This is a genomic window from Streptomyces sp. NPDC057682, assembly GCF_042799575.1.
Lineage (GTDB): Bacteria > Actinomycetota > Actinomycetes > Streptomycetales > Streptomycetaceae > Streptomyces.
This window is the reverse complement of record NZ_JBHVIN010000006.1, coordinates 24,513-36,902: the sequence shown is the minus strand read 5'-3', so window position 1 is coordinate 36,902 and position 12,390 is coordinate 24,513. Positions and strand designations below refer to the sequence as shown.

The 12,390-nt window shown below is 71.1% G+C and carries 8 protein-coding genes; 5 read left to right on the top strand and 3 right to left on the bottom strand.

What is annotated here, in order from left to right; genetic code table 11:
- Nucleotides 1-71 precede the first annotated feature (71 nt).
- A complete protein-coding gene (locus ACFVDM_RS12320) occupies nucleotides 72-1,076 on the bottom strand; it encodes a LacI family DNA-binding transcriptional regulator (protein ID WP_383636931.1) in 1,005 nt (334 codons plus the stop codon).
- 154 nt (nucleotides 1,077-1,230) lie between these two features.
- On the opposite strand from ACFVDM_RS12320, the gene ACFVDM_RS12315 reads away from it, so the two are divergent.
- The gene (locus ACFVDM_RS12315; protein ID WP_383636928.1) at nucleotides 1,231-2,070 is read left to right on the top strand and encodes a phytanoyl-CoA dioxygenase family protein; all 840 of its coding nucleotides are present in this window, start codon (nucleotides 1,231-1,233) and stop codon (nucleotides 2,068-2,070) included.
- A 49-nt stretch (nucleotides 2,071-2,119) separates the two neighbouring features.
- Here the strand turns inward: ACFVDM_RS12315 and ACFVDM_RS12310 are convergent, their stop codons facing one another.
- Nucleotides 2,120-4,450, bottom strand: a complete 2,331-nt coding sequence (locus ACFVDM_RS12310; RefSeq protein ID WP_383637994.1) for an AbfB domain-containing protein — start codon at nucleotides 4,448-4,450, stop codon at nucleotides 2,120-2,122.
- An 89-nt stretch (nucleotides 4,451-4,539) separates the two neighbouring features.
- Complete coding sequence (locus ACFVDM_RS12305; protein WP_383636925.1) at nucleotides 4,540-6,987, bottom strand: RICIN domain-containing protein; 2,448 nt, start codon at nucleotides 6,985-6,987, stop codon at nucleotides 4,540-4,542.
- 518 nt (nucleotides 6,988-7,505) lie between these two features.
- On the opposite strand from ACFVDM_RS12305, the gene ACFVDM_RS12300 reads away from it, so the two are divergent.
- The 4 genes from ACFVDM_RS12300 to ACFVDM_RS12285 all read left to right on the top strand — a co-directional run bounded on the left by ACFVDM_RS12300 (nucleotide 7,506) and on the right by ACFVDM_RS12285 (nucleotide 12,390).
- The gene (locus ACFVDM_RS12300) at nucleotides 7,506-8,594 is read left to right on the top strand and encodes an ABC transporter substrate-binding protein (RefSeq protein ID WP_383636923.1); all 1,089 of its coding nucleotides are present in this window, start codon (nucleotides 7,506-7,508) and stop codon (nucleotides 8,592-8,594) included.
- 117 nt (nucleotides 8,595-8,711) lie between these two features.
- Nucleotides 8,712-10,367, top strand: a complete 1,656-nt coding sequence (locus ACFVDM_RS12295) for a sugar ABC transporter ATP-binding protein (protein ID WP_383636920.1) — start codon at nucleotides 8,712-8,714, stop codon at nucleotides 10,365-10,367.
- Nucleotides 10,364-11,338 (top strand): ABC transporter permease, encoded by a 975-nt coding sequence (locus tag ACFVDM_RS12290; RefSeq protein WP_383636917.1) that lies wholly within the window; start codon nucleotides 10,364-10,366, stop codon nucleotides 11,336-11,338. Before ACFVDM_RS12295 ends, ACFVDM_RS12290 begins: the two co-directional genes overlap by 4 nt.
- Nucleotides 11,335-12,390: an ABC transporter permease gene (locus ACFVDM_RS12285; protein ID WP_383636915.1), complete on the top strand. Its 1,056-nt coding sequence runs from the start codon at nucleotides 11,335-11,337 to the stop codon at nucleotides 12,388-12,390. Before ACFVDM_RS12290 ends, ACFVDM_RS12285 begins: the two co-directional genes overlap by 4 nt.

The window sequence follows — 12,390 nt, the reverse complement described above, 5'->3', positions numbered from 1 at the left end:
CCCCCAGGACCGCTCCCGGCGGTGCGTGGCACAGGCCCGCACCGCCGGGAGCTTCCGGCTGCCCGGCGCGCCTACACCCCGCTGCTCTCCCGGACCAGCAGCCGGTGCGGGACCACGATCCGGCGCGCCGCCAGCCCGGAGAGCCGCCCCAGGACGCGCTCGCTCAAGCACTGCACCGCCCGCTCGGCGATCTGCGTCAGGTCGGGGGAGACCGTGGTCAGCGCGGGGGTCGAGAACCGTCCGTCCTCGATGTCGTCGAAGCCCGCCAGCGCCAGGTCCTCCGGCACCCGCACCCCCCGTTCGCCGCAGGCCCGCAGCGCCCCCAGGGCCAGTTCGTCGCTGAAGCAGAACACCGCGTCCGGACGCCCCGGCAGGAGCAGCAGCTCGCGCAGCGCCCGTGCCCCCTCCGCGCGGTGCAGGTCCGCCACCTCCACCTCGGCGACCGGACTCAGCCCCGCCTCCGCGAGCCCCTGCCGGAAGCCCTCGGCCCGCAGCTCGGCCGTGCCGTGCCCCAGTGCGGACTGGAGCCCGATCACGGCCACCCGCCGGCGTCCGGCCGCCACCAGATGGCGGGCCGCGTCCCGGGCCGCGGCCACGTTGTCCACCGCCACGTGGTCGATGGTCCCGTGCGGATCCAGCTCGCCGAGGACCACGAGCGGCAGCCCGCCCGCCAGCGAGGCGAGTTCGGCCGGGGGAGTCGACCAAGGACTGATGATCATCCCGTCCACCTGATGGCCCTCGGAGCCCTCCAGCAGTCGTCGCTCCAGGTCCGCCCGGCCTGCTGTGCGCTCCAGGAGCACCGTCCAGCCGCGTTCCTGGGCCGCGTCGATGAGAAGACCCGTGAGCGCCCCGAAATAGGGGGAGTGGATCTCGGGGACGGCCACGCCGATGAGGCCCGTGCGGCCCTGACGGAGGTTGCGGGCGGCGAGATTGGGGCGGTAGCCCAGCTCCTCCACCGCGGCGAGGACCCGGGCCCGGGTCGCCGGGGCGACGGCGGCCGCGTTGCTCACCACATTGGAGACGGTCCTGACGGACACGCCCGCGCGCGCGGCGACGTCCTTGAGTCTCGCTGCCACGTCCGGTGCTCCCGCTCTCTGCCGGGGGCGGAGGGCCCGCGCCCCGTGCGCATGACCGTAACAGGTGGCGCGAGGTTCGTCCGCGCACTCTCTTGCCACGTTGCTTGCAACGTTGCAATATGAGGGGGCACCGATCGGAGAGAGGACCCCCACCATGCATGAGGCCGTCACCACCACCGCCCCGTTCCCGTCCGCCGACGAGGCGGTGCGCGATCTGTACGGCCCGGGGATCACCGCGTGCCGCGGGGCCTTCGCCCCGGAGTGGGCGGACCGGATGCGCGAGGACATCGACGCCGCCTTCGCCGAGGCGCGCGGCCGGGAGGGCGGCGCGGTCGGCCGCGGTCCGCACCGGTACTACGTGGAGATCCACCCCGAGCAGCTGCGGGGCTTCGTGGACCTGGTCGACCACCCCTGGGTGCGCGCGGTGAGCGAGGCGGTCCTCGGCCCCGGTTACCGGATCGTGGAGCTGGGCTTCGACGTGCCGTTGGCCGGTGCGGTGAACCAGCCCTGGCACCGGGACTTCCCGATGCCGGAGGAGACCCGCCTCGACCGCCGGCTCACCTCGCTCGCCTTCAACCTCACCGCCGTCGACACGCGCGAGGACATGGGGCCCTTCGAGATCGCGCCCGGCACCCAGTGGGACGACGACGCCCGCTTCGGGCACGCGATGTTCCCGCGCCGCGAGGACTACCCGCGCTACGAGGCCCTGGCCGAGCGCAAGTACCCGCAGCGGGGCGACATCTCGGCCCGCTCGGCCCTGACCATCCACCGGGGTACGGCCAACCGGTCGCAGGACCCGCGCCCGGTCCTGGTGCTCGGGGTGGACGCCCCGGGCGCGGGGAACGACGGCCACCACGACATGGCGGTCACCCGTGGCTTCTGGGAGTCGCTGCCCGAGCGGGTCCGGGCGCACCTGAGCTGCCCGGTGGTCGACCGTCTCGCGCCGATCGTGCAGAAGCACACCATCGAGGGCCTGGTCATGGGCGACGCATGACGGAACCGGGGCCGGCGGCCGGGCCGCCGGCCCCGGTACTCGTCTCACCTCAGGGCGCCCAGGGCGCCTCCACCGCCCAGGTGGTGTCCTCGGTGAACGTGGCCGGGTTGTCCCAGTCGTGTCCGCCGCCCGGGGTGGCCAGCCACACCTCCGACCTGATGTGCCGCAGATAGCTGCCCGGCAGGTTCGCGCTCGTCAGCCGCACACCGCCGGAGCCGGCGACCGCGCACCAGGTGGCGTCGGCCTTGTAGAGCGCGGAGCCGTCGTTCGCGTCGCGGCGGACCCGGAAGTCCCGGTGGCGCAGATACTCGCCCGGGTAGTTGCGCGACTCGAACGAGTAGCAGGTGCCGTTCGCCAGGCCCGGCACGATCTTCCAGGTGGCGTCGTTCTTCAGCAGCGCGCTGCTGGTGCCGTCGACCACCTCCGTGAAGGCCAGCGAGTCCTGGTGACGCAGATACTTGTTGGTGTAGCCGGGCGTGGTGACCCGCAGGGACTTGTAGCCCCCGGTGGGCAGGGTCACCGGCGGGGCCGGGTTCTTGGAGGCGTTGATCAGGGCCTGGTTCGCCGCCCGTACCCGCGCCGTGTCCACCTTGACGACCTGGCGGTCGTAGGTGAGCAGCCCGTTCGCCTCGTTCTCCACATCGGTGATCTCGGTGTAGACCGAGGCGGACAGGCCCGCAGGAAGCCCGCCGACCCGGATGCCGTCGATCAGCCCGGTGAACCGGTCGTTCAGCGCGGACGTGCTCGGCTGGTCCTCGTAACTGAAGCCGCCACCGGGGAACCACTCGTGCCCCGGGACCTTGTAGCCGAGGCCGCCGAACTCGCCGAGGACGGCCGCCCGGGTCGCGGTGGGGGCGGTGTTGCCGGGGCCGACGTAGATGTGGTTGTCGACCACGTCTCCGTTGCCGCCGTCCACCGAGCCGCAGCAGTTGACCCCGCTCATGTTGTCGACCAGCCGGGTCGGGTCGTACGCCTTGACCTCGTTGGCGATCCTGGCCTGGTCGTACTGCCCCCAGCCCTCGTTCTGGTCGACCCACATCACCAGCGACGGCGAGCTGCGGTGTTGGTCGATGATCGCGTGGAACTCGGCCTCCCACTGGGTGCGGGCCGCCGAGTCCGGGGACTTTCCGGTGTCCATGGCCGGCATGTCCTGCCAGACCAGGAGACCCAGCTTGTCCGCCCAGTAGAACCAGCGCTGCGGCTCCACCTTGATGTGCTTGCGGACCATGTTGAACCCGAGGTCCTTGTGGGCCTGGAGGTCCGACTTCAGCGCGGCGTCGGTCGGCGCGGTGTAGATGCCGTCCGGCCAGTAGCCCTGGTCCAGGGTGCCTGTCTGGAAGACGAACTTGCCGTTCAGGACCGGCCGCAGGACGTTGTCGACCTTCGCGATCGCGATCGAGCGCATCCCGGTGTAGCTGCCGACCGAGTCCGTCACCGCCGAACCGTCGAGGAGTTCCGCCCTGACGTCGTAGAGGAACGGGTCGTCCGGAGTCCACAGATGTGTGTTCGGCACCGGTACGGAGACCGTGGAGCCGACCGTACCGGTGGCCGAGCCGACCACGGTGCCGCCGCTGGACACGGTGACCCGGGCCGTACGCCCGGACGCCGAGTCGGCCTGCACCTTCACCCGCAGGGTGCTGTCGCCCAGGTTCGGCGTCATGTCCAGCCGGGTGATGTGCGCGGCGGCGACCGGTTCCAGCCAGACCGTCTGCCAGATGCCGGAGGCGGCGGTGTAGAAGATCCCGCCCCCGCTGTGCGGCTGCACGTCGTTGATCCGCTGCTTGCCGACGGCCTGGCCACCGGTCTGCGTCGGGTCGTAGACGGACACCATGATCGTGTTCGTACCGCCGTTGAGCTGCGGCGTGATGTCGTACGAGAACGCGTCGTAGCCGCCCTTGTGCGCGCCCACCTGGGTGCCGTTCACCCAGACCGTGGTCTGCCAGTCGGACGCGCCGAAGTGGAGCACGGTCCGGCGGCCGTTCCAGTTCGACGGCACGGTGAACGTGCGCTTGTACCAGAGCTTGTCGTTCTCGGTGATCCTGCGCTGGATGCCCGAGAGCGCGGACTCGGCGACGAACGGCACCCGGATCTGCTCCGGCCACGACGACGGCTGCCCGGCGTCCCGGCCGGTCACCGCGAAGTCCCAGATGCCGTTGAGGTTGGCCCAGTCGGGCCGGGTCAGCTGCGGGCGCGGGTACTCGGGCAGCGGCTGATCGACCGGGACCTGACCGGTCCAGGGTGTCGTCATCGGCGGGGCCTTCGGCGACCAGGACGCGGCGGTGGCGGGCGTCGTGCCCACGCCCACCAGCGCCGAGGACACCAGCGCCAGCAGGCCGGCCGTCGCGATCGTCCGTCTCCACCACGGCCTGCGGCCGGGCATACGTAAGCGGCTCACGGGTTCGTCTCCTTGATTCGATTCGGCCCCCGGGAGCGGGGGCGGCCTGGGGGGTGGGCGCGAAGCGCCGGGAATCAGACGAGCTGCCAGAGGTGGTCGCCGGTGCCGTTGTCGTCGAACTGGACGACATGGGCGCTGTCCGCCGTGGACATGGAGTCGACGCCGAGGACCTTGCCGGAGTGCCGGTTCCGGATGCGGTACCAGCCGCCGCCGTCCGGGACGAGTTGCCAGAGGTGGTCGTCGGTGCCGTTGTCGTCGAACTGGACGACGTGCGCGCTGTTGTCCAGGGACATGTTGTCAACGCCGAGCACCTTGCCGGAGTGATGGTTGCGGATGCGGTACCAGCCGTCGCCCTCCGCCACGAACCTCCAGTCGTGGTCGTCGGTGCCCGTGTCCCCGAACTGCACCACGTGCGCGCTGTTGGCGGTGGACATGACGTCGACGCCCAGGACCTTGCCGGAGTGGCGGTTTCGGATGCGGTACCAGCGGTCCGCGAGCCACGGCTCCGCGTCCGGGTCCGTGGTCGGGAACGAGGTGATGCGCAGCCGGGCCGCCCCCATCGGGACGAGCGTCACCTCCTCCACCGGCTCGGTGCTGCGGGCCGGGGAGTCCTGGAGCGGGGCGACGACGTGCTCGTCGTCGGCCGTCCACTCCGGGATGCGGCGGGCCTTGACGGTGAGGGTCAGCGGGGTGCCGTCGAGCGTGAACGGGTTGGCGTCCCGCACCGGCCGGCTCCTGTGGTGGCGCAGGGATGCGGCGGGCTTGTCCGCGTCCAGCACGAGCCCGTAGTTCCACGGCCCGGTCGCGTGGACCGCGTACTCGGGGAACTGCTCGGTGCCGCCGATGCGCTCGTACGACTCGCCGATGCGCAGCGCGTACGTGAGCGGGCCGCGGTCCACGCTGACGGAGCCGCGGTTGCGGTCCCAGGTGCGGACGGTGGTGCGCTGCGGGAAGCGCAGGACGACCCGGTCCCCGTCCGCCCACGTGCGGTCGATCCGGGTGAAGGCGGGTCCGGCCGGGGCGTCCACACGCCGCCCGTTCACTGTGATCTCCGGGGCCTCGCACCAGGCCGGAACGCGCAGCACCAGCGGGAAGGCCAGCCGCTTCGGGGTCCTCAGGGTCAGCGTGACCGTGTCCGTGAACGGGTAGTCCGTCTGCTCCGTGAAGGTGACCTCGGTGCCGTCCGCGACCTTCGCGGTCACCTCGCAGGCGGCGTACATCGCGGCGGCCAGACCCCCGTCCGGGGTGGCGAGCCACAGCTCCTCGGTGAAGTAGGGCCAGCCCATGCCGTAGTTGTGCGGGCAGCAGCGGTACTGGTCGACACCCGGCAGGAACGCCTGCATGGCGAAGCCGTTCTGGAACTGCCGGTCCCGCTTGGGCACGTTGTCCAGATCGACGCTGTTGGCGCTGGTGATGTAGTGGACCGCCTTCCCCGAGGGGTCGAGGGAGGCGGGCAGCGAGTTGAACGCCAGCTCCTCGCAGCGGTCGGCCCACAGCGGGTCTCCCGTGATCCGGGTCAGCAGCTGGTGGCTGGCCATGAACTCGACGATCCCGCAGGTCTCGAAGCCCTGTCGGGGATCGCCGTGCCCCGGGCGGGCGTTCTCGTCGCCGGCGAAGCCGCCGCCGGGGAACTGGCCGTACTGGTCCATGGCCCTCCCGTACGTTCCGTACGTGTTCCGGGTGTCCTGGGCCGAGCCGCTGCGCAGCGCGTACTGGGCGGGCTCGCGGAAGCCCTGGGCGATGTTCACGTTGTGCGGGTTGACCAGGTTGTCGCCCCAGTCGGCCCCGTACGTGTGGATCGTGTCGGCGAGGTCGAGGAGGAAGGCGTCCCCGGTGCGGTTGTACAGCCAGAAGACGCTGTCCAGGCCGTCGCCCCAGCGCAGGGCGATCCAGCTGGTGTTGAAGGCCCCGGGGCCCTGGGCGTTCATGTAGCGGAAGAACCTGCTCAGGAAGGGGATGATCCGGGTGTCGCCGGAGTACTCCTGCCAGGAGCGCAGGGCCTGCACCAGGGGCAGGAAGGGCCAGAAGTCGGGGCCGCCGTTCAGCGAGGTGCGCAGCGCCTTCGGGCCGAAGAAGCCGTCGGACTGCTGGGTGGCCAGGATCGCGTCGAACCACCGGCGCACCGACGCCAGCGCCTTCGCGTCGCCCGTGACGATCGCCAGATCGGTGTAGCCGCGCAGCCAGTACGGGACCTCCTCCCAGCCGCCGAGATCGGGGCGGACCCAGCCGGTGGCCGAGAAGTCCAGGAAGTGCGAGAACTCCTCGTACCGGCCGCACAAGCCGTCGAGCTGGAGCTTCAGCTGTCCGGCGAGCCAGCCGCGCGCGGTGACCCGGCCGGGCGGCAGCTTCAGGAAGGCGGTGGGATGCAGGGGCGCGGCGTTGGGGGAGTAGTGGCCGCCGTGCGCGGGGCGCGCCCGGTGCTCGGCCGCGGTCGCGGTGGCGGCCCAGCGGCCGGAGGACACGGCCGTGGCGGCGGCCGTGGCCATCGCGCCGGCCATGAGCTGTCTGCGGTTCAGGGGCATGGAGGGGCTCCTGCTCTCGGCCGGAGGTGCGGGGCCGGCCGGTACGGGGTGCGGCACGGGCGGAGTGCGGCCGACGCGGTGTCCATCCGGTGAGGTCCGGACGCGCGCACGGTGAGGCGCGCCGTCGCCTAAGGGGCGGCGCGTGACAGCGTTGTCTTTCAACGTTGGAAAGATGGGTGCCTGCGGTATGACAGCACGGCTCCGGGCGGCTGTCCAGGGGTGCGGCGGCAGTTGTCCGGAGGTCGCCCCGGAGGACTCCGACTCATTTTGGAAACGGGGCGACGCCAGTCTTGCCGCCCGCGCCGCGGCGCATATATAACGTTGTAAACCGAGCCGCCGAGAGGCCGCGAAGGCTCTCAGGGCCACAGTTCTCCCAGGTGGGGGCTCTGTGGTCGTACAGGGGCCGTGAGGAATGCCGTCGCTCGACTCCGCACCCCCGCGGCAGTCGACGCACCGTCCAGCCATGCCCGACCGCACGCACATCGGCGTGCCGTCATCCCGCCAAGGAGCTCCCGCGCATGATGATCCAGCGCCGAACCCGTACCCTCGCCGTGGCCTGCCTCCTCGCCGCCACCGCCACGCTGGCCGCCTCCGGCTGCTCCAAGTCGGAGGGCTCGGACAACAACGCGAGCAGTGACAGCAGCCAGGCAGCACAGGCGGCCGAGACCCCCGAGTCCTCGTCCGGTTCGGGCTGCTCGCTGCAGAGCTACGGCGCGCCGAAGCTCGACCTGAAGAACGCGGTGGTCGGCTTCTCCCAGTCGGAGAAGGAGGCCAACCCCTTCCGTATCGCCGAGACCCAGTCCATCAAGGACGAGGCGAAGAAGATCGGCGTCAAGAAGCTGCTCACCACCAACGCCCAGTCGCAGCTGTCCAAGCAGATCAGCGACATCCAGGACATGCTCGCCCAGGGCGCCCAGTTCCTCATCGTCGCCCCGCTGAACTCGGACGGCCTGGAGCCGGCCCTCAAGGCCGCCGCCGCCAAGAAGGTCCCGGTCCTCACCGTCGACCGCAAGCTCAACGCCACCGCCTGCAAGGACTACGTGGCCTTCCTGGGCTCCGACTTCGTGGAGCAGGGCAAGCGCGCCGCCGACGCGATGATCAAGGCGACCGGCGGCAAGGGCAAGGTCGCCATCCTGCTCGGTTCGTCGGGCAACAACGTCACCACCGACCGCACCAAGGGCTTCGTGGACCAGCTCAAGGCCAAGGCCCCAGACATGGAGATCGTCGCCCAGCAGACCGGTGAGTTCGCCCGCGACAAGGGCCAGCAGGTCACCGAGCAGCTGATCCAGTCCAAGCCCGGCATCACCGCCATCTACGCGGAGAACGACGAGATGGGCCTCGGCGCCGTCACCGCGGTGAAGGCCGCCGGCAAGAAGCCCGGCAAGGACATCAAGATCGTCTCCGTCGACGGCACCCGCAACGCCGTCCAGGCCATCGTCAACGGCGAGTACAACGCCGTCATCGAGTCCAACCCGCGCTTCGGCCCGCTGGCCTTCGCGACCGCCCAGAAGTTCTACGGCGGCGACGAGATCCCCGAGAACGTCATCATCAGCGACCGCTCGTACGACGAGTCCAACGCCAAGTCCACGGTCGGCAACGCTTTCTGATCCCGGCCGGCCCCATCTGCCCGTACCGGCTCCGTCGGTTCACCGCCGCCGTGGCGCTCCCCGTCACGGCGGCCACCGGGCCCCCATCCTTGGAAGAGCGGAAGGCCAAGACCAGCCATGGCACCACCCGAAGCAGTACCGCAGCCGCCGGAGCCGGCCGCCGACGTGAAGGAGAGCAGCGCCACCGGAACGGCCCTCGCGGACGGGCCCGGCGCGGCACCCGCCGTCCTGGAGGCCCGCTCGGTCAGCAAGCGGTTCCCGGGCGTCGTCGCCCTCGACGGAGTCTCCTTCTCCCTGCGCGCCGGCGAGACCCACGCCCTGGTGGGCGAGAACGGAGCCGGGAAGTCCACCCTCATCAAGGTGCTGACCGGCGTCTACCGCCCCGACGAGGGCGAGCTGCGGCTGGCCGGCCGACAGGTCGTCTTCGCCCGGCCGTTCGAGGCGCAGGAGGCCGGGATCTCCACGATCTACCAGGAGGTGAACCTCGTCCCGCTGATGAGCGTGGCGCGCAACATCTTCCTCGGCCGTGAACCCAAGAACCGCTTCGGCCTGATCGACTTCCCGCGGATGTACCGCGAGGCGGGCGAACTGCTCGACGGCTTCGGCGTCCGCGTCGACCCGAAGCGCCCGCTGCACACCCTGGGCATCGGCACCCAGCAGATGGTCGCCATGGCCCGCGCGGTCTCCGTGAACGCCCAGGTCGTCATCATGGACGAGCCCACGTCCTCGCTGGAACCGCGCGAGGTCGAGACCCTCTTCCGGGTCATCGAGGACCTGCGCGGACGCGGCATCGCCGTCCTCTACGTCAGCCACCGCATGGACGAGCTCTACCGGATCTGCGACCGGGTCACCGTCCTGCGCGACGGCAAGCACATCCACACCGGCGACCTCGCCGACCTCGACCGGATGCAGCTGGTCTCGATGATGCTCGGCCGCGACATGGCCGAGGTGCGCCGCGAAGGACTCACCAGCTTCGGCTCCGAGGGCCACGAGGCCGCGCGCACCCCCGTCCTCACCGCCACCGGCCTCTCCCGCGACCACCAGTTGCACGACATCTCCCTCGACCTGTACGCGGGCGAGGTCATGGGCCTCGGCGGACTCCTCGGCTCCGGGCGCAGCGAGACCGCGAAGGCCATCGCCGGAGCACTCTCCCTGGACTCCGGCGAGGTGAGCATCGCCGGCCGCACCCTGCGCCGCCTCACCTCGGCCGGTGCCATCCGGGCCGGCATCAGCCTGCTGCCCGAGGACCGCAAGGCCGAGGGCATCGTGCCCGGCCTCTCGGTCCGCGAGAACATCGTGCTGGCCGCGATGCCACGGCTCTCCCGCGCCGGCATCGTCTCCCGGGCCAAACAGGACCGCGTCGTCGACATCTTCATGAAGCGACTGCGGATCAAGGCGGCGAGCCCCGAGCAGAAGGTCGGCGAGCTCTCCGGCGGCAACCAGCAGAAGGTGCTGCTGGCGCGCTGGCTCTGCCTGGAACCGAAGGTCCTGCTCCTGGACGAACCCACCCGGGGCATCGACGTCGGAGCCAAGGCCGAGGTCCAGAGCCTCATCGACGACCTCGCCCGCGAGGGCCTGGCCGTCCTGCTCATCTCCTCCGACATCGAGGAACTGATCGAGGGCGCCGACCGGATCGTCGTCCTGCGCGGCGGAGCGGTCGCGGGCGAACTGGCGGGCGACGAGGTGGCGGAGAGCCATCTGCTCGAAGTGCTCGCCGACCACTCACCGGCTGCCGCGGACAAGGCGCCGGCCGCCAAGGAGGACCCCCGATGACCCAGGCCGCAGTCACCACCCCGGCAGCCCGGCCGTTCGCCCGGCTGCGCGACCCCGCCTGGTACCAGGAGTACGGCGTCTACCTCGCCGTCGCGGTCGTCCTCGTCTTCAACGCCCTGTTCACCGAGCACTTCATGACGGTGGACAACATGCGCACCCAGCTCGTCCAGGTCGCCCCGATCGTCATCGTCGCCCTCGGCATGGCGCTCGTCATCGGCACCGAGGGCGTCGACCTCTCCGTGGGCTCGACCATGGCCGTGGCCGCCGCGCTGCTGCCGCTCTACCTCGGCTACGGGCTGGTCCCCGCACTCGTCATGGCGCTGCTCGCCGGCGCCCTCGTCGGAGCGGTCAACGGCACCCTGGTCTCCCTCGTCGGGCTCCAGCCGATCGTCGCCACACTCGCCCTGTTCGTCGGCGGCCGGGGCCTCGCCCTGGTCATGGCGGACAGCCAGCTCAAGCAGATCGTCAACCCGGACCTGCTGTCCCTGGGCACCGGCTCCTTCCTCGGCATCCCGCTGGTCGTCCTGATCGCCGGAATCCTCGCCGTCGCCGTCGCCTTCCTCGTCACCCGGACCACCTTCGGCCGCCAGGTCGTCGCCATCGGCGGCAACCGCCCCGCGGCCGCCCTGGCCGGACTGCCCGTGCGGCGGGTGCTCATCGGGGTGTACGTGCTCTGCGGGGTGCTCGCCGCCCTCGCCGGAGTCCTGGCCACGGCCCGGCTCACCGCCAGCGACCCGTCCTCGCTCGGCACCCTCATGGAACTCTCCGCCATCACGGCGGTCGTGGTGGGCGGCACTCCGCTCAACGGCGGCTCCATCCGGGTCCTCGGCACCGTCGCCGGCGCCCTGCTGATGCAGCTGCTGCGGGCCACCCTCATCAAGCACGACCTGCCCGACTCCACCGCACAGATCGCCCAGGCGGCCATCATCATCGCCGCCGTCTACGTCGCCCGGGAGCGTCGGTCCCGATGAACGAAACCTCACCCGCCCCGGTGGCCCCCGCCCCGGCCCCGCGCAAGACGCCCGCCGCCTCCGCACCGGTGCCCGGTGCAGGACCGTCGCGCACGACCGGCCGGCTGATCGCCGAACTCCTGCAACGGCAGGGCGTCCTGGTCGTCCTCCTGACCGTCGTGATCGTCGCGTCCTGCATCTACCCGACGACGTTCTCCACCCTGGACAACGCCCGCGGGGTGACCGTCCAGGCATCGTTCCTGGCCGTTGTCGCACTCGGGATGACCATGGTCATCATCACCGGCGGCATCGACCTGTCCGTGGGGTCCGTCTTCGCCCTGGGCGGGGTGCTCGCCGCCTGGGCCTCCCAATGGGGCATCCTGCCCGCCCTGTTGGTCCCACTCGTGGTGTGCGGCGCGATCGGCCTGCTCAACGGCTTCCTCGTGGCCCGCGCCGGAATGGCCCCGTTCATCGTCACGCTCGCCACCCTCCTCGGGGCGCGCGGGCTGCTCCTCGCGATCACGGACGAGGGCGCCACCACCTACCTGGTGCCCAAGGACTCGGCCTTCGCGGAACTCGGCCAGGGCGCCATCCGGGGCTTCGGCTACCCGATCTTCATCGCCCTCGCGCTGTTCGGCCTCGGCGGACTCCTCCTCCAGCGCACCTCGTTCGGGCAGTCGATCTTCGCCGTCGGCGGCAGCAGTGACGCCGCGACCCTGATGGGCCTGCCCGTCGCCCGTACGAAGATGCTCGTCTACACGTTCAGCGGACTGCTGGCCGGACTCGCCGGCGCCCTCAACGCGGCCCGGCTCTCCTCCGGCGTCACCATCGTCGGCGTGGGCATGGAACTCGACGCGATCTCCGCCGTCGTCATCGGCGGCACCCTCCTCATCGGCGGTGCCGGCTCCATCAGCGGCACACTCTGGGGCGTCCTGCTCCTCCAGGTCATCCAGAACCTGATCAACCAGATCGGCTCGCTGAACTCCTCGTACCAGTCGGTCGTCAGCGGCGGGTTCCTTATCGTTGTCGTCGTGGCCCAGCGCTATCTGTCGCGCAGCCGCAGAACCACCTGA